This is a genomic window from Herbiconiux moechotypicola (assembly GCF_024979255.1).
In the GTDB taxonomy this organism is placed as follows: domain Bacteria; phylum Actinomycetota; class Actinomycetes; order Actinomycetales; family Microbacteriaceae; genus Herbiconiux; species Herbiconiux moechotypicola.
Window position 1 is genome coordinate 253272 of record NZ_JANLCN010000004.1, and the last position, 17756, is coordinate 271027.

Genomic DNA, 17756 nt, shown 5'->3' on the forward strand with positions numbered 1-17756 from the left:
CCTACCGAGCGGTACCGCCGCGCGGCGCGGGGTGGCTGGCCCGGATGAGCTCGAGCTTCTCGGGGAAGACGGCGCAGAGCAGTTCGCCCACGCCGGGGTCGGTGGCCTCGTCGTCGAGCAGTCTCACGCCGAGCACCACGTTCGCGAGCATGCCTCCGCTGAGGAAGGAATTGGCCTCCTCCGGGGTCATGCCGGCCTCGTCGCGCAGGAGGTGGTACACCTCCATGAAGCCCCGGCGGGCGGCGCGGCCGATGACCGGGTCGGCGCCCAGCGAGAATGCGTGCATGAGGGTGAGCAGGATGCCGCGGTCGACGATGAGCTCGAAGTAGGCCAGCCCGAGGCGGCGGCCCACCGGAACGGCGGGATCTCCGGCCAGCGCGGCGCGGAACGCTGCGAGAAGGCGCGCGAGTGCTTCGGAGAGCACCTCGAGGAAGAGCTGCTCCTTCGTGCCGAACAGGCGCACCACGTAGGGCTGGCTGACGCCGGCGGCCCGCGCGACCGCGTCGGTGGTGGTGCCGGTGTAGCCCGATTCGCCGAACACCTCGGTGGCCGCCGCGACGATGAGCGCGCGGCGTTCGTCGGAGGCCATCCGCGGCTTCTTCTCGAGGGGGTCGGTCACGCTTGACATGGTATCAGTCGATTACTTATGGTGTGTCTTGTAATCATTCGATTACCTAAATCTCATCCCAGGGAGCTCAGCATGACGCTCGTCGACACGCCGTCCCGTTCTATCGCCGAGTCGCGCGGGCGCCGCATCCCGGTCTGGCTCGCCATCGTCGCGGCCTCGGTGCCCATGTTCATGGCGACCCTCGACAATCTCGTGGTGACCAGCGCCCTGCCGGTGCTCGGCCATGAGCTCGACGCCTCCATCGAGGAGTTGCAGTGGTTCGTGAATGCCTACACGCTCAGTTTCGCCACCTTCATGCTGCTCGCGGTGGCGCTCGGTGACCGGCTCGGCCGCCGGTCGGTCTTTCTCGCGGGCATCGCCGTGTTCACCGTGGCGTCGGCGCTGTGCGCGCTCGCAGTGGAGCCCTGGATGCTCATCGCGGCACGCGCCGTGCAGGGAGTAGGGGCGGCGGCTCTGATGCCCCTGTCGCTGACGCTTCTCGTCGGGTCGGTGGGTGAGCGGCTGCGGCCGCTCGCCATCGGCGTGTGGGGTGGCATCTCCGGACTCGGTGTGGCCCTCGGACCGCTCATCGGTGGCGCCGTGATCGAAGGCTGGAGCTGGGATGCGATCTTCTGGCTCAACGTGCCCGTAGGTGTGCTGAGCGTTCCGCTGGTGCTGCTCGCACTGCCGAACACCTTCGGCGCGCGTCTGCGGGCCGACATCGTGGGAGTGCTGCTCGCGGGTCTCGGTGTGCTCGGAGTGGTGTACGGCATCGTGCGCGGCAACGACGCGGGGTGGTCGAGTGCCGAGGTGGTGGGTTCGCTCGTGGCCGGGGCGGTGCTGTTGGTGGGGTTCGTGGCGTGGGAGCGCCGGGTGCCCAACCCGCTCCTGCCGCTGCGGTTGTTCCGTGACCGGAGCTTCGCCGTGGCCAATGTGGTGGGACTCGTGTTCAGCTTCGGCATCTTCGGGGCGGTGTTCATCCTCATCCAGTACCTCCAGATCGTGGGTGGGGCGACGCCACTCGAGGCGGGCGTGATGACCATGCCGTGGACCCTGGCGCCGATGGTCGTGGCACCCTTGGCCGGACTGCTCGCCTCCCGGGTGGGAACGCGCGTGCTCATCGTGACGGGGCTCGTGCTGCAGGCCGCGGGCGTGGGCTGGTTGGCCGTCACGATGTCGGCCACGCTCGACTATCCGGCGCTCGTACCCGCGTTCGTGCTGGCCGGAGTCGGCATGGGACTCGTCTTCGCCCCGTCGTCGACCGCGGTGCTCGCGAACATGAGCGCCGCCGACAACGCGAAGGCCTCGGGCACCAACTCGACTCTGCGCGAGATCGGGGTGGCGCTCGGCATCGCCGTGCTCACGGCCGTGTTCACCGGCGCGGGCGGCTCGTTCACTCCCGACGGTTACGTCGACGCCGCCGTTCCGGCCATCGCGACGGGTGCGGTCGCCCTGCTCGCCGCGGCCGTGATCGCCCTGGCCCTGCCCGCGGGTCGGGCGCGCCGAGGCGGCGGCACCGCGGAAGTCGGCTCGGTCGTCACGAGCGGTCGGACCGCGCGAGTGAACTAGGCCGACCGGGCGAGCCTGCCCTTGCGAGTGAGCCAGCCCGCGCGGCTGAGCTAGACCGCGCGGTAGAGCTGCAGCGAGGCGGCCGCCACGTCGACCACCTGCCCGGGGAGGAACCGGGCGGGTGGTTCTTCGTGGTGGTGCACGGGAGGGACGTCGACCGAGGAGTCCCACAGCAGCTCGTAGGCGGTGACGCCGTCGTGCACGGGAAGCGTCACCTGGATCGGCGATTCCACCCCGTGGATGACGGTGAGGATGCGGTTGAACGGCTCGTGCTCCGGCGTGGAGGCCGCTACGTACTGGAGCGTGCGGTTCTCGGGGGAGTTCCAGTCCGCGATCGACATGGAATCGCCTCCGGCGTCGTACCAGTCCATCTGGCTCGCGCTGGGAGTGCGCTCGCCGAAGACGCCGTAGCGCACCGGCCGGAGTGCAGGGTTCTCGCGGCGCAGGCGCAGCAGGAGCTGCGTGGTGCGCCAGAGGTCTTTCTGCCAGGTGCGCCTGTCCCAGCTGATCCAGGTGAGCTCGGAGTCGTGGCAGTAGGCGTTGTTGTTGCCCTTCTGGCTCCGCCCGAATTCGTCTCCCGCCGTGATCATCGGGATGCCCGCGGAGAGCAGGAGGGTGCCCATGAGGTTGCGCATCGCCCGTCGGCGGGCCTGCTCGATGGTGCGCGAGGAGGTGGGCCCCTCGATGCCGTGGTTGTACGACATGTTGTTGTCGGTGCCGTCGCGGTTCGCCTCGCCGTTGCCCACGTTGTGCTTCACGTTGTAAGCGGTGAGGTCGGCCAGGGTGAAGCCGTCGTGCGCGGTGACGAAGTTCACCGAGGCCAGCGGCCCACGCTGCTGCGCGAAGGTGTTCGACGACCCCGCGATGCGGGTCGCGAGCATGCCCACACCGTCGCCGGGGTTGCCGTTCTCGCGGATCGACTTGATGTCGCGCAGCCAGAACTTGCGCATGCGGTCGCGGAAGCGGTCGTTCCACTCCGACCAGCCGAACGGGAAGTTGCCGGTCTGCCACCCGCCCATCCCCACGTCCCACGGCTCGGCGATCATCTTCACACCCGCGAGCTCCGGGTCGTTCACGAGCGCCGTGAGGAGCGGGTGCTGGTTGTCGTAGTAGTGGTCGGCGTTGCGGCCCAGAGTGGCGGCGAGATCGAAGCGGAAGCCGTCGATCTGCACCTCGTTGGCCCAGTACTTCACCGAGTCGAGCACCAATCTGGACACCGCGGGCACCGAGGTGTTGACCGAGTTGCCACAGCCGGTGACGTCGACGTAGTCGCCCTGGGCCGTCTGGCGGTAGTAGTTGGCGTTGTCGATGCCCCTGAAGCTGGTGGTCGGCCCCATCCGCCCCTCTTCGGCGGTGTGGTTGTACACCACGTCGAGAAAGACCTCCAGGCCCGCCTCGTGCAGCAGCTTCACCATGCCCTTGAACTCGCGCAGCACCGCACCGGGGCCCTCCGCCTGGGCGGCCTTCGAGGCATAGAGGCTGTGGGGCGCGAAGAAGCCCAGCGTGTTGTAGCCCCAGTAGTTGGTGAGACCCTGCTTCTGCAGGCGCTGTTCTGATACGAACGCGTGCACGGGCAGCAGTTGCACGGCCGTCACCCCGAGGCTCTTGAGATAGCCGATGCTCTTCTCGTGGGCGAGGCCGGCATAGGTGCCCCGCAGGTTCTCGGGAATGCGCGAATTGATCTTCGACAGGCCCTTCACGTGCGCCTCGTACACCACCGTGTGGTCGAGCGGGGTGTTCGGCTTGCCCACGCCGTTCCAGTTGAACTCCTCGTCGACCACGACGCTCCGCCACTGGTCGTGACCGGAGCGCACCAGGCCGCGCGCATAGGGATCCAGCAGCGCCAGGCTCGGGTCGAACGCGTCGCGGGGGCCGTCGGGGCCCGTGACACGGAGGCTGTAGCGACGGCCGGGAGTGAGGCTGCGCGTGCGCACCGACCACACGTCTGCCGCGTCTTTGACCAGTGGCACCGTCTTGTAGACCCAGTTCGGGTCTTTGTGGTCGTAGAGGCAGAGCTCGATGCTCGTCGCGCTCTGAGACCACACGCGCAGTTCTCCGCCGTGCGAGGTCACGCGAACGCCGAGCCGGGCAAGGGGGTCGGCCACAGTCATGAGACATAGAGTAGTTGCACCGTTCTTTCCGCTTGAAATCGCCCTGGAAGCCCCATGCCCGTGTACCTCGATCACGCGGCGACGACGCCCATGCTGCCGGTCGCACGCGACGCCTACATTGCCGCGCTCGACCTTGTGGGAAATCCGTCCTCCATCCACAGCCAGGGCCGGAGCAGTCAGCGTCGCCTCGAGGAGTCCCGCGAGATCATCGCGGCGTCGCTCGGGGCCGACCCGGTCGAGGTCGTGCTCACCTCGGGCGGCACGGAGTCGATCAACCTCGGAGTCAAGGGCCTCTACTGGGCCCGCCAGGCAGAGGCGACCCGACCGGTCGTGCTCGTCCCCGGTGGCGAGCATCACGCCACGGTCGATGCAGTGGAGTGGCTCGAGCGGCACGAGGGCGCGCGGGTGGAATGGCTGCCGGTGGACGAGGTGGGACGTCTCCACCCCGAGACGCTCGACGCCGCGCTCGCCGCGCACGGCGCATCCGTCGCCCTGGTGAGCGTGCTGTGGGCCAACAACGAGGTCGGCACCGTCCAGCCCGTGGCGGAACTGGTGGAGGTCGCCGAGCGGTTCGGGGTTCCGGTGCACATCGACGCGGTCGCCGCCTACGGATACCTGCCGATCGATTTCCACGCGGTGGGGGCGGCGGCGCTCAGCGTCTCGGCGCACAAGATCGGAGGCCCCGCGGGGGTGGGCGCCCTCCTGCTCGCGCGGCGCAGCTCACTCGAGCCGCTCATCCACGGCGGCAACCAGCAGCGCGTGCGCTCGGGCACGCAGGATGCGGCGGGCGCGGTCGCGTTCGCAGCGGCGGCCGCCTCCGTGCCGCGCCCTGCGAGCGCGGCCTCCGATCCTTCCGCATCAGACGACGATGATCAGACGACGGTCGACACCGCAGCCTTCCTCACCGGCCTGGCGCGCCTGCGCGACCGGCTGGTGGCAGGAGTGCGGAGCGCGGTGCCAGAAGCGGTGTTGCGAGGCGACCCCGCTCCGCAGGGGCGTCTCCCGGGGAACGCCCACTTCACCTTCCCGGGCTGCGAGGGCGACTCCCTCCTCTTCCTCCTCGACATGGCCGGTTTCTCGGTCTCCACGGGCTCGGCCTGCCAGGCCGGCGTGCCCGAGGTCTCGCACGTGCTGCTCGCGATGGGGGTGCCGGCCGACGACGCCCGTGGAGCACTGCGGTTCACCCTCGGTCACGGCACCACCGAGGGCGAGATCGACGCACTGATCGAGGCGCTCCCGGGGGCGTGCGCCGCGGCGCGGAGGGCGGGCTACTCCGACCGCGTGGTGAGTGGGCGCACGGCGCCACCCGTCTAAGATCATCCGCTCGGCGGATGCCTCCGCCGACGGCCCGGCGTAGCGTCGATGCCATCGGGAACCCTCCGTGAGTAGGGAGTACGAGATGGTTCAGCGCACGACCCGAACGGGTCTCATCGGCTCGCCCTCGGGCGGGGCGGAGTGGTATTTCATCGGGGCGACGTTCGCCTTCGCCTGGTCGACGATGGTGTTCACCCAGCAGGGCTGGGTGCTCGGCATACTGTGCTTCGCCGTGGGGGCGACCCTCATCGTGCTCGGTGCGCTCACCTGGGGGCGTGCGGCCCGGCGGGCTGCGGCCGACTCGGATGAGCATCCGTCACCCCCTGAAGGCGGTGCGCCGAGCGGTCCGCACTCTCCATGACCACCGCCGCGCGACGCCGGCCGGCCTCGCACGCCCGATGAGTCGGGTCGAGGCTCGAGCCGGGTCAGAGCTGCAGGGTCGCCACGATCGCGAGGTGGTCGGAGGCTCCCGCCGATATCGTCGTGCTGGAGACGGCCTTCATACCGCGTTGCAGAATGTGGTCGGGCCTCGTGACGGGCAGCCCGGCCGGCCACGTGAAGCCGAAGCCGCCCCCATCCTGATTCGGCTCGTCGAGCTGGGCGGCGAGAGCGCTGAAGTGCCGGTCGGAGGACCCGGCGTTGAAGTCGCCCACCATCACCAGGCGCTCGTTCTCGTCGCGTGGCACGTAGTCGGCGAGGTTGGCGAGCATCTCGTCGCGCGTCGCGTGGTCGCCGGGGCGGGCGGAGGCAGCGTGCACGACGTAGATGCTGACGAGCCCGGCCGGGGTGGAGAGGTCGGCGGCGATTCCGCGCTGCCAGCCGAGGCCGAGGTCGAGCATCTGCGCGTTCTCGATCGGATAGGTGCTCCACACTCCCACGGTGCCGATGCCGTAGGAGTAGGGGTAGCTCTCGTCGAGCACGGCCGACACCTCCTCACGTGCGGCGTCGTCCATCTCCTGCAACGCGATCACCTGGGCGCCCGTGGCGGCCAGTGCCGTGGCCGACTCGGCGGCGGTGCCCGAGTCCGCCTCCACGTTCTGGCTGGCCACCGTGAGGGTGGTCCCGGATGCGGCCGGGGCGTTCCAGCCGAGCGGCACGATCGCGGGCACGAACAACACGGCCCACACCAGCACCGACGCCACGGCCGCGCCGATGGCGGCCAGGCTGCGGCTCACCAGGGCGACCACGAGCAGCACGGGGATGAGCAGACCGAACCACGGCAGTGCGGAGTCGACGAGCAGGCCCAGCCCGAACAGGTCGGGCAGGAAGTCATGGAAGGCGAGCACGGCCATCAGCGCCAGAGCGAGCACGGTCGTGACGAGGGCGAGGCCCGGGCGGGCACGCCGCCGCCGAGGCGACGGTGCGTCGCCCGTGGAGCGGTGGGGTGCCTCGAGGAGTGCCGACATCGCACTCATTCTGCACCGCCACGCTGAACGAACTCCTCATCCACAGTGTGAATCGCCGCCGGGTCGCTGTCGGGGGTCGCACGTATGCTGGAGGGCATGAGAGTACTGGCGGCGATGAGCGGAGGAGTCGACTCCGCGGTGGCGGCGGCGCGCGCCGTCGAGGCCGGTCACGAGGTCGTGGGAGTGCACCTCGCGCTCAGCCGAATGCCGGGCACGCTCCGCACGGGCAGCCGGGGCTGCTGCACCATCGAAGATTCGATGGACGCCCGGCGGGTGGCCGACAAGATCGGCATCCCCTTCTACGTGTGGGACTTCTCCGAGCGCTTCAAGGCCGATGTCATCGACGACTTCGTGGCCGAGTACTCGGCGGGCCGCACCCCCAACCCGTGCATGCGCTGCAACGAGCGCATCAAGTTCGCCGCCCTGCTCGAGAAGGCGCTCGACCTCGGGTTCGACGCCGTGTGCACCGGTCACTACGCCGCCGTGGTGACGGATGCGCGGGGAGACGTCGAGCTGCATCGCGCCGCCACCTGGGCCAAAGACCAGTCCTACGTGCTGGGCGTGCTCACGGCCGAGCAACTGGCGCACTGCCTCTTCCCGCTCGGTGCCACCCCGTCTAAGGCCGAGATCCGTGCCGAGGCGGCCGCTCGGGGCTTCTCCGTGGCCTCGAAGCCCGACAGCCACGACATCTGCTTCATCCCCGACGGCGACACGAGCGGCTGGCTGGCCGAGCGCGTCGGCACCGCCACGGGCGAGATCGTCGACCGGTCGGGCGCCGTCGTGGGCTCGCACGAGGGCGCGCACGCGTTCACGGTGGGCCAGCGCCGAGGGCTCAACCTGGGACGGCCCGCACCCGACGGCCGGCCGCGGTTCGTGCTCGAGGTGAAGCCCTCGTCGAACCAGGTTGTGGTGGGCCCGAAGGAGGCGCTCGACATCGCCGAGATCGCGGGTTCCCGCTACACCTGGGCGGGGCGTGCCCCGGAGCAGCCCGAGCTCGACTTCGAATGCGAGGTGCAGATCCGCGCCCACGCCGACCCGGTGGAGGCCGTGGCGCGGGTGCGTGACGGTGAGCTCGTCGTCACGCCCGTTCGTCCCTTGAACGGGGTGGCGCCCGGGCAGACCGCGGTCGTCTACGTAGGCACCCGGGTGCTGGGGCAGTGCACGATCGACCGCACGGTGGCGGCAGATCTGGTGGGTGCAGGTTCCACCGCCGGCGGAGGGGCCTGATGGCGCGCGGCCGCGCTGCGGGGGCGACCGTCCCGCAGGAGACCGCGGCGGGAGTGGGCGGCCCGGCGCTGCCGGCCGAGACGCCTGACGGCCTCGAGGCGGCCCGCGACGAGGCGGCGCAGCTCACCACGCGCATCCTCGAGCTGCGCGACGAGTACTACGTCGACAACGCCTCGACGGTCACCGACCAGGAGTACGACCTCATGGTGCGCCGGCTCGGCGAACTCGAGCACCTGCACCCCGAGCTGCAGTCGCGAGACAGTCCTACCCAGACCGTGGGTGGGCGGGCGGCCACCACGCTGTTCGCACCGATCACGCACGCCGAGCGCATGCTCAGCCTCGACAACGTGTTCAGCGAGGAGGAGCTCGACGAGTGGGCCGCCAAGGTGGTGCGCGACGCCGGGGCCTCCCGGGTGCGGTTCCTCAGCGAACTGAAGATCGACGGTCTCGCCATCAACCTGCGCTATGAAGACGGCGTGCTCGTCACGGCGGCGACCCGCGGCGACGGCGTGGTGGGCGAAGACGTCACCGAGAACGTGCTGCAGATCGAGTCGATCCCCTCACGGCTCGCGGGCACCGGGCATCCGCCTCTGGTCGAGGTGAGGGGCGAGATCTTCTTTCCCGTCGCCGCCTTCGACGCCCTCAATGCGGCCCAGGAGGCCGCGGGCGAGCGGGTCTTCGCCAACCCCCGCAATGCCGCGGCCGGTTCCCTCCGCCAGAAGAGCGAGGGCAAGAACGAGAAGCAGCTCGCGCTCGTCACCACCCGCCTCACGTCTCTCCGTATGCTCGTGCACGGTGTCGGGGCGTGGCCGAACCCGCCGGTGGCGGCGCAATCAGAGGTGTACGGTCTGCTCGCCTCGTGGGGGCTGCCCACCTCCAGCCACTTCCGGGTGTTCGACACCATCGACGAGGTGGCGGAGTTCATCCGCTACTACGGCGAGCACCGGGCGGCCGTCGAGCATCAGATCGACGGCATCGTCGTGAAGGTCGACGATCTCGCGCTGCACGCCGAGCTGGGGGCCACGAGCCGTGCTCCGCGCTGGGCGACGGCCTACAAGTACCCGCCCGAAGAGGTGAACACCAAGCTCCTCGACATCGTCGTGAGCGTGGGCCGCACCGGGCGGGCCACACCGTTCGCGGTGATGGAGAAGGTCGAGGTGGCGGGCTCCGTGGTGCGCCAGGCCACCCTCCACAACCAAGACGTGGTGAAGGCCAAGGGCGTGCTCATCGGCGACACGGTGGTGCTGCGCAAGGCCGGCGACGTCATCCCCGAGGTGCTCGGGCCGGTGGTCGAGCTGCGCGACGGCAGCGAGCGTGCTTTCGTCATGCCCGAGTTCTGCCCCGAGTGCGGCACTGCGCTCGCTCCCGCCAAGGAGGGCGACATCGACCTGCGCTGCCCCAACGCGCGCAGCTGCCCGGCACAGGTGCGCGGCCGTGTCGAGCACGTGGGCTCCCGTGGCGGGCTCGACATCGAGGTGCTCGGAGAGGTGAGCGCCGCGGCGCTGACCCAGCCGCTCGAACCCGAGATCCCCCCGTTGGTCACCGAGGCGGGGCTGTTCTCGCTCACGATGGAAGACCTGTTCCCCATCAGGGTGATCGTGCGCGACGGCGAGACGGGACTGCCGAAGCTCGACAAAGACGGATCGTCGCCCAAGGTCGTCGCGCCCTTCCGGCGGTTGCGCCGCAAGACGGGGGCGAACGCCGACCCCGCCTACGACCCCTCGGCCACCGGTGCCGAGTTCTGGGGCGATGCCGATGCGGTGCCGTCCACCAATGCCGTGCGCCTGCTCGACGAGATCGAGAAGGCCAAGACCAAGCCCCTCTGGCGCATCCTGGTGTCGCTCAGCATCCGGCACGTGGGCCCGGTGGCGGCGCGAGCGCTGGCCGACTACTTCGGCTCGCTCGAGGCGATCCGCGCAGCCACTCGCGATGAGCTCGCGGCGGTCGACGGCGTGGGCGGCATCATCGCCGACGCGCTGATCGCGTGGTTCGAGGTGGACTGGCACGTCGAGATCCTCGACCGCTGGGCCGAGGCCGGGGTGCAGTTCGCCACTCCCGGCCATCCGGGGCCCGGTGCGGCCGTCGGCGCGGGAGGCGTGCTCGACGGACTCACGGTCGTGGCGACGGGTTCGCTCGAGGGCTACTCGCGCGAGGGGGCTCAAGAGGCGATCATCGCGGCCGGTGGCAAGGCCGCCTCGAGCGTGAGCAAGAAGACCGACTACGTGGCCGCGGGGCCGGGCGCCGGTTCGAAGCTCACCAAGGCGGAAGCTCTGGGGCTGCGCATCATCGATGCGGCCGAGTTCGCCCTGCTCGTGACCGAGGGACCGGCCGCTCTTGCGCTGCCCGAACCCGAACCCGAACCCGAGGCCGACCCGCAGGCCGAGCCCGTCGCCGCGGAGGAGGCTCCGCAGCCCGATCCGGCTCCGTGAGCAGATCACCGCTGAAGGCCGCACTCGGGGTGGCGGGTGCGGTCGCGGCTCTGGCGGCACTCACCACGGTCGTCGCCACCCGCGTGTCGCCCTGGCCGGCCGCCCTCCTCATCCGCGCGGTCTTCGAGCGGGGCGCACGCCAGACGATCGCCGAGATGGAGCGCCACCCCTTGCCCGCCGAAGTGACGGTGCGAAGCGCCATCCCCTACGCCCTCGCCGGCGCACCCGTGCTCGATCTGGTGCGTCTCGCATCCGAACCTCTCGAACGCCCACTGCCCGTCGTGGTCTGGATCCACGGTGGCGCGTGGATCTCGGGCAGCCGCGCCGACGTGCTTCCCTACCTCCGCCACCTCGCCGCACGGGCACCGATCGCCGCCGTGGGCCTCGACTACACGATCGCTCCCGAGGCCGTCGCCCCCACGGCGATCCGTCAGCTCGACGAGGCGCTCGGGTACCTCGTGGCCCATGCCGTGGAACTCGGCATCGACCCCGATCGGATCGTGCTCGCAGGCGACTCCGCCGGCGCTCAGCTCGCCAGCCAGCTCGCCGCGCTCACGGTCGATCCTGAGTACGCGCGCATCCTGGGCCTTCGCGCGAGCCTGCGGCCGCACCAGCTGCGAGGCGTGGTGCTGCACTGCGGAATCTACGACCTGCCCGCCATGCGGGCGGCTCGCGGCATCGTGGGGTGGGGCTTCCGGTCGGCGCTGCGCGCGGTCACCGGGTCGCGGCGGTGGCTGGAGACACCGGCCGGTGCCGCTATGTCGACCATCGAGCTGGCCGGGCCCGACGTGCACTGGCCCCCGGTGTTCGTCTCGGGAGGTGACGCCGACGGTCTCACCGCGCTGCAGTCCGTGCCGCTGGCCGACCGGCTGCGCGCCGCCGGTCACGACGTCACCGCGCTCTTCTGGCCGGGCGATCCGGGCCCGCGCCTGCCGCACGAGTACCAGTTCCACCTCGACCTCCCGGATGCGCGGAGAGCGCTGCAGCAGACCGTCGGGTTCGTCGCCCGGGTGACCGAATAGAATCGAGGGCACACCCTCGCGAACAGAACACCGGAGCACCATGTCCGAAATCACCCAGGAGCAGGTCGCCCATCTGGCGAGCCTCGCCCGGATCGCCCTCACGCCGCAGGAGATCGAGAGCCTCACCACCGAGCTCTCGTCGATCGTCGACAACGTCGCGACGGTGGCCGAGGTCGCCACGGCCGACGTGCCCGCCACGAGCCACCCCATCCCGCTGCAGAACGTCTACCGCGCCGACGTGCCGGGCACCACGCTCACTCCCGAGCAGGCGCTCGCGGGTGCACCCGACCACGACGGGTCGCGATTCCGCGTCACCGCGATCCTGGGGGAGGAGCAGTGAGCCACCACGAGCATGAGATCGTGCGCCTGTCGGCCGCCGCGCTCGCCGAGAAGCTGGGCTCGGGCGAGATCACCTCGCAGGAGGCGACCCGCGCCCACCTCGACCGCATCGCCGCGGTCGACGGCGATGTGCACGCCTTCCTCCACACCAACGCCGAGCTGAGCCTGGCCACGGCCGCGGCCATCGACGAGCGGCGGGCGAACGGCGAGCAGCTGCACCCGCTCGCCGGCGTGCCGATCGCCGTCAAAGACGTCATCGTCACGAACGACATGCCCACCACGAGCGGCTCGAAGATCCTCGAGGGGTGGCTGCCGCCCTATGACGCGACCGTGATGGTGAAGCTGCGCGCGGCCGGCCTGGTGCCGATCGGCAAGACCAACATGGACGAGTTCGCGATGGGTTCCTCCACCGAGCACTCGGCCTACGGGCCCACCCACAACCCGTGGGACCTCGAGCGCATCCCCGGCGGCTCGGGCGGTGGCTCGGCGGCGGCCGTCGCGGCCTTCGAAGCACCGCTGGCGCTCGGCAGCGACACCGGTGGCTCGATCCGCCAGCCCGCGCACGTCACCGGCACGGTCGGCGTGAAGCCCACGTACGGGGGAGTGAGCCGCTACGGCGCCATCGCGCTCGCCTCGAGCCTCGATCAGATCGGCCCGGTGAGCCGCACCGTGCTCGACTCGGCCCTGCTGCACGACGTCATCGGCGGGCACGACCCGCGCGACTCCACCTCGCTCACCGACTCCTGGCCCAGCATGGCCGACGCCGTGCGCGGCGCCGACGTCGCGGGGCTGAAGATCGGTGTCATCCGCGAACTCGACGGCGACGGCTTCCAGCCCGGAGTGCTCGCCCGCTTCCGCGAGGCGCTCGACCTGCTCGCGGCCAACGGCGCCGAGATCGTCGAGGTGAGCCTGCCGAGTCTGCAGTACGCGATCGCGGCCTATTACCTCATCATGCCCGCAGAGGCATCGTCGAACCTCGCCAAGTTCGACTCGGTGCGCTTCGGTCTGCGGGTGAACCCGCCCGGCGGCGGCACGGTCGAAGACGTCATGTCGGCCACCCGCGAGAAGGGCTTCGGTGCCGAGGCGAAGCGCCGCATCATCCTGGGCACGTACGCGCTGAGCGCCGGCTACTACGACGCCTACTACGGAAGCGCGCAGAAGGTGCGCACCCTGGTGCAGCGTGACTTCGCGGCCGCCTTCGCCGGCGTCGACGTGCTCGTCTCGCCCACCGCGCCCACCACGGCCTTCAAGCTCGGGCAGAACGACGGCGACCCGATGGCCATGTACCTCAACGACATCGCCACGATCCCGGCGAACCTCGCGGGCATCCCGGGCATCTCGCTGCCCGTGGGCCTCGCGGCCGAGGACGGCCTGCCCGTCGGCATCCAGTTCCTCGCCCCCGCCCGCGAAGACGCCCGGCTCTATCGGGTGGGCGGCGCGCTCGAGCGCCTGCTCGAGGAGCGGTGGGGCCACACGCTGATCAGTCAGGCGCCCGATCTCGCCCCCGGTGAGATGACCGCCGCGCAGGAAGGGGCCGTCTGATGGCCAAGGCCAAGCTGATGGACTTCGACAAGGCGCTCGAGCTGTTCGAGCCGGTGCTCGGCTTCGAGGTGCACGTCGAGCTCTCGACGAAGACGAAGATGTTCTCCGACGCGCCCAACTTCTTCGGCGGCGAACCCAACACGAACATCACCCCCGTCGACCTGGGGCTTCCTGGTTCGCTCCCCGTGGTGAACGGCGAGGCCGTGCGCTACTCGATCAGCCTGGGCCTCGCCCTCGGTTGCTCGATCGCGCCGTCGAGCCGGTTCGCCCGCAAGAACTACTTCTACCCCGACCTCGCGAAGAACTACCAGATCTCGCAGTTCGACGAACCGATCGCCTTCGACGGCTCGGTCGAGGTCGAGCTCGCCGACGGCCGCACCGTCACCGTGCCCATCGAGAGGGCGCACATGGAGGAGGATGCGGGCAAGCTCACGCACGTCGGAGGTGCCACCGGGCGCATCCAGGGTGCCGAGTACTCGCTGGTCGACTACAACCGCGCCGGCGTCCCCCTGGTCGAGATCGTCACCCGCCCCATCTTCGGGGCCGAGGCCGATGCCCCCGAGCTGGCGAAGGCCTACGTGGCCACCATCCGCGACATCGTGGTGGCGCTCGGCATCTCCGAGGCGCGGATGGAGCGGGGCAACCTCCGCTGCGACGCCAACGTGTCGCTGCGCCCCCGCGGCCAGGAGAAGCTCGGCACCCGCACCGAGACGAAGAACGTCAACTCGCTGCGGTCGGTGGAGCGCGCGGTGCGGTACGAGATCCAGCGCCAGGCCGCGATCCTCGCCGAGGGCGGCACGATCGTGCAGGAGACCCGGCACTGGCACGAAGACACGGGGGAGACCTCGGCCGGCCGGCCCAAGTCCGACGCCGACGACTACCGCTACTTCCCCGAGCCCGACCTGCTGCCCGTGGTGCCGTCGGCCGAGCTCATCGACGAGCTGCGCGCCGCGCTGCCCGAGCCGCCGGCTGCGCGCCGTCGACGTCTGAAGGCCGAGTGGGGCTTCACCGACCTCGAGTTCCAAGACGTGCAGAACGCCGGGCTCCTGGTGGAGGTGGCGTCGACCGTGGAGGCGGGTGCGTCGCCGCAGGCCGCGCGCAAGTGGTGGTCGGGAGAGATCTCGCGCATCGCCAACGTCCGCTCGGCCGAGGCCTCGGCTCTGGTGTCGCCCGCTGATGTGGCGGCGTTGGTCGCGCTCGTCGAGGCCGGTGCACTGAACGACAGGCTCGCCCGTCAGGTGCTCGAGGGCGTCATCGACGGTGAGGGCACGCCTCAGGAAGTCGTGGATGCGCGGGGTCTGGCGGTCGTCTCCGACGACAGCGCGCTCATCGCGGCGATCGACGAGGCGCTGGCCGCCCAGCCCGACGTGCTCGCGAAGATCAAGGACGGCAAGGTGCAGGCCGCGGGTGCCGTGATCGGTGCCGTGATGAAGGCGATGAAGGGTCAGGCCGACGCGGCGCGCGTGCGCGAACTCGTGCTGGAGCGGGCGGCCGCCGAGTAGCTGTCACCGCTCGCCTCGCCTTCACACGAACCTGGCGGGTCACAGCGCCCTGAGAGGCCTGTGACCCGCGAGGTTCGTCTGGGCGATCTGCTTCGTCTGGGCGATCTGCTCAGCGGCGGTCGTCGCGCCCGGTGAGGGCGAGCAGCCGTGACTGCAACGGGGCTTCGTCGCCGATGGGCACCGGGGAGGCGAACAGACCGCTGGCCTCGAGTGCGTCTTTCTGGGGCTCGAACACAGTCCACACCGCGGCCACGAGTTCTTCGTCGAGCTCCTCGGCCGTTCCGGTAGCGCGGGCGAGGTCCCAGGTGTGGATCGTCACGTCGGCCACCTGCTCCTTGAGGTAGTCGAGAGTGGTGACCGTGTCGTAGGAGAGGTTCACCGGGCTGTCGGGCCCGGCGTCGTGCCATGCCGTGGTGGCGGCGAGCGAGTAGCGGTGCCACTCCTGGGTGAGGTTCGGCTCGAGGGGGCGAAGGCGGCTCTTGGCCTGCTTCGTGGTGAGGCCCGAGAGCAGCCACGGCACCCACTGCTGCTCCTCGATGACGTGCGACACCAGGTCGCGCACCGTCCACTCCGTGTCGGGTGTCGCACCCTCCCAGTCGACCACCGCCGACACGCGCACGGCGAACTCGTGGTGGGCGCGCTCCTGGAGTCGCAGCCAGGTGCGGGCGTCGAGCGGGGGCAGAGTGGTCTGGGTCATCGGTGCTCCTTCACGGTCGTCTTAGTCAAGCAGGTGCCGGTGCGATGCATTCCTCCGAAAGCATGCGTTCGCAGGGAGTCCGCCGACGGCGAACAGGCCGACGGCGAACAGGATGCGCGGGGCGCGCTGTAGGGTCGGCACGTGACCGCCGAGCTCCGCCGATTGACCCACGACGACCTCCCGCGCCTGCTGGAGCTGAATCACGCCGCCGTGCCGGCCGTGAACGACATCGACGAGCGCGAGATGGCCGACCTGGTCGATCTCGCCCGGCTGGCCGTCGGCGTCGTCGACCCGGCGCATCCGCAGTCGCTGCTCGGGTTCGTTCTGGCTCTGCCTCCCGGGATGGAGTACGAGAGCGAGAACTACCGCTGGTTCTCGGCGCGATCGAACAGCTTCGTCTACGTCGACCGGATCGTGGTGGCCGACGGGCATCGCGGCGACGGGCTCGGCGCGGTGCTGTACGACGCGGTGGTGGCCGACGCCGCGCGTGAGGGAGTCGCCGAGGTGTTCTGCGAGGTCAACCTCGAGCCGCCCAACCCCGGTTCGCTCAGGTTCCACGGCCGGCTCGGTTTCGCCGAGGTCGGGCGGCAGTCGACCAAAGGCGGCAGCGTCGTGGTGGCGCTGCTGGCCCGGGCGGTCTCCGGCGGCACCGCCCCCGGTGTCGGTGGTGGCGCGTAGGCTCGAGCCATGAACCGAGCGGTGGAGGGCGCGGCGCGGGCCGGGAGCCCCGTCGCCGAGCCGAGCCCGCCCATCCTCCACGTCGATATGGATGCGTTCTTCGCCTCGGTCGAACTTCTCAGCCGGCCCGAGCTCAGGGGCAAGCCGGTGATCGTCGGCGGCAGCTCGCCGCGCAGCGTCGTGACCAGCGCCACCTACGAGGCACGAGCCTTCGGGGTGCACTCGGCCATGCCGGTCGGTGCTGCGTTGCGCCTGTGTCCGCGCGCGATCGTGGTCTCGCCCAACATGCAGAGCTACCGAGACGCGTCGAAGCGGGTGATGGGGTTGTTCCGCGAAGTGACGCCCTTGGTGGAGCCCCTCAGCATCGACGAGGCGTTTCTCGATGTGTCAGGGGCGCGGCGGCTGCTCGGCGAGTCCGACGTGATCGCGGCGCGCCTGCGGGAGCGGGTGCTGAGCGAGACGGGGCTCACCTGTTCGGTGGGCGTCGCACCCACGAAGTACATGGCGAAGCTCGCCTCGGGGCGGGCGAAACCCGACGGGATGCTCGTGATCCGCGAGTCCGAGGTGCTCGGCTACCTGCATCCGCTGCCCGTGCGCGCGCTCTGGGGCGTCGGTGCGAAGACCGCGGAGCACCTCGAGCGCTACGGTCTCATGACGGTCGGCGACCTCGCGGCCAGCCCGCTCGGCACGGTCGTCGCGGCCGTGGGGGAGGCTGCAGGCACCCGTCTGCACGAGCTCGCGAACGGCATCGACGACCGGCGGGTGGAGACGGTGTCGCAGGAGAAGAGCGTAGGGCACGAGCGCACCTTCGACCTCGACGAGACCTCCGAGCAGAGCCTGCGGCGCGAGTTGCTGCAGCAGTCGAACCGGGTGGCCGCTCGGCTCCGTGCGGCGGGGCTCAGCGGGCGCACCGTGGCGCTCAAGCTCAGGTTCTCCGACTTCACCACCATCTCCCGATCGCGCACCCTGACGGAGCCGACCGATCTCGGCAAGCGCATCTACGACGAGGCGCTCTCCATCTTCGAAGGAGCGTGGTCGGTGGGCACACCGGTGCGGCTGATCGGAGTGCGGGTGGAGCAGCTCGCGGTAGCGGGGTCGATCACGCACCAGCCGGCGCTCTGGGCCGACGAGGTGACTCCTTCGGAGGGGTGGCGCGATGCGGAGGTCACACTCGACCGCGTGGCCGCCCGATTCGGTGCCGACATGGTTCGCCCCGCGTCGCTCATGCGTGCCCCCGGTGGTGCCGAGATCGCGGAGCGCAACGGCGTTCGCGACTGAGCGGGGTGCTCCTCCGGCGGTCTCAGCCGGCGGCT

15 protein-coding genes are annotated in these 17756 nt (G+C 70.5%); 11 read left to right on the forward strand and 4 right to left on the reverse strand.

Features of this window, described 5'->3' with window-relative positions:
* Position 1: 1 nt before the first annotated feature.
* Complete coding sequence (locus N1031_RS08370) at positions 2-619, reverse strand: TetR/AcrR family transcriptional regulator (protein WP_259479162.1); 618 nt, start codon at positions 617-619, stop codon at positions 2-4.
* 81 nt (positions 620-700) lie between these two features.
* Between N1031_RS08370 and N1031_RS08375 the strand changes: the two genes are divergently transcribed.
* Positions 701-2176, forward strand: coding sequence for a DHA2 family efflux MFS transporter permease subunit (locus N1031_RS08375; RefSeq protein WP_259479163.1), 1476 nt, complete (start codon positions 701-703; stop codon positions 2174-2176).
* A gap of 50 nt (positions 2177-2226) precedes the next feature.
* On the opposite strand, the gene glgX is transcribed toward N1031_RS08375, so the two are convergent.
* Positions 2227-4287 carry a glycogen debranching protein GlgX gene (glgX, locus tag N1031_RS08380; protein WP_259479164.1) on the reverse strand — a complete coding sequence of 687 codons (2061 nt, stop codon included), beginning with the start codon at positions 4285-4287 and terminating at the stop codon, positions 2227-2229.
* 54 nt (positions 4288-4341) lie between these two features.
* Between glgX and N1031_RS08385 the strand changes: the two genes are divergently transcribed.
* Both N1031_RS08385 and N1031_RS08390 read left to right on the forward strand, forming a co-directional pair.
* The gene (locus N1031_RS08385) at positions 4342-5601 is read left to right on the forward strand and encodes a cysteine desulfurase family protein (RefSeq protein WP_259479165.1); all 1260 of its coding nucleotides are present in this window, start codon (positions 4342-4344) and stop codon (positions 5599-5601) included.
* An 85-nt stretch (positions 5602-5686) separates the two neighbouring features.
* Positions 5687-5962, forward strand: a complete 276-nt coding sequence (locus N1031_RS08390; protein ID WP_259479166.1) for a hypothetical protein — start codon at positions 5687-5689, stop codon at positions 5960-5962.
* A gap of 64 nt (positions 5963-6026) precedes the next feature.
* On the opposite strand, the gene N1031_RS08395 is transcribed toward N1031_RS08390, so the two are convergent.
* Positions 6027-7007: an endonuclease/exonuclease/phosphatase family protein gene (locus tag N1031_RS08395; RefSeq protein ID WP_259479167.1), complete on the reverse strand. Its 981-nt coding sequence runs from the start codon at positions 7005-7007 to the stop codon at positions 6027-6029.
* A 96-nt stretch (positions 7008-7103) separates the two neighbouring features.
* Here N1031_RS08395 and mnmA point away from each other — a divergent pair, with 96 nt between their 5' ends.
* From mnmA to gatB, 6 genes are read left to right on the forward strand one after another with little or no spacing between them, the layout of a single operon-like run.
* Positions 7104-8234, forward strand: coding sequence for a tRNA 2-thiouridine(34) synthase MnmA (mnmA, locus tag N1031_RS08400; protein ID WP_259479168.1), 1131 nt, complete (start codon positions 7104-7106; stop codon positions 8232-8234).
* Positions 8234-10663, forward strand: coding sequence for an NAD-dependent DNA ligase LigA (gene ligA, locus N1031_RS08405; RefSeq protein ID WP_259479169.1), 2430 nt, complete (start codon positions 8234-8236; stop codon positions 10661-10663). The genes mnmA and ligA overlap by 1 nt, the downstream gene beginning before the upstream one ends.
* On the forward strand, positions 10660-11685 hold the full coding sequence (locus tag N1031_RS08410) for an alpha/beta hydrolase (RefSeq protein WP_259479170.1): 1026 nt from the start codon (positions 10660-10662) through the stop codon (positions 11683-11685). The genes ligA and N1031_RS08410 overlap by 4 nt, the downstream gene beginning before the upstream one ends.
* A 40-nt stretch (positions 11686-11725) precedes the next feature.
* The gene (gatC, locus tag N1031_RS08415; protein ID WP_259479171.1) at positions 11726-12025 is read left to right on the forward strand and encodes an Asp-tRNA(Asn)/Glu-tRNA(Gln) amidotransferase subunit GatC; all 300 of its coding nucleotides are present in this window, start codon (positions 11726-11728) and stop codon (positions 12023-12025) included.
* Positions 12022-13566 (forward strand): Asp-tRNA(Asn)/Glu-tRNA(Gln) amidotransferase subunit GatA, encoded by a 1545-nt coding sequence (gene gatA / locus N1031_RS08420; RefSeq protein WP_259479172.1) that lies wholly within the window; start codon positions 12022-12024, stop codon positions 13564-13566. Before gatC ends, gatA begins: the two co-directional genes overlap by 4 nt.
* Complete coding sequence (gatB, locus tag N1031_RS08425; RefSeq protein ID WP_259479173.1) at positions 13566-15068, forward strand: Asp-tRNA(Asn)/Glu-tRNA(Gln) amidotransferase subunit GatB; 1503 nt, start codon at positions 13566-13568, stop codon at positions 15066-15068. Before gatA ends, gatB begins: the two co-directional genes overlap by 1 nt.
* Before the next feature lie 109 nt (positions 15069-15177).
* On the opposite strand, the gene N1031_RS08430 is transcribed toward gatB, so the two are convergent.
* Positions 15178-15765 (reverse strand): TIGR03086 family metal-binding protein, encoded by a 588-nt coding sequence (locus tag N1031_RS08430; protein ID WP_259479174.1) that lies wholly within the window; start codon positions 15763-15765, stop codon positions 15178-15180.
* 141 nt (positions 15766-15906) lie between these two features.
* Here N1031_RS08430 and N1031_RS08435 point away from each other — a divergent pair, with 141 nt between their 5' ends.
* Positions 15907-16443, forward strand: a complete 537-nt coding sequence (locus tag N1031_RS08435) for a GNAT family N-acetyltransferase (RefSeq protein WP_259479175.1) — start codon at positions 15907-15909, stop codon at positions 16441-16443.
* A 9-nt stretch (positions 16444-16452) separates the two neighbouring features.
* A complete protein-coding gene (locus N1031_RS08440) occupies positions 16453-17721 on the forward strand; it encodes a DNA polymerase IV (protein WP_259479176.1) in 1269 nt (422 codons plus the stop codon).
* The last annotated feature ends 35 nt before the right edge of the window (positions 17722-17756 follow it).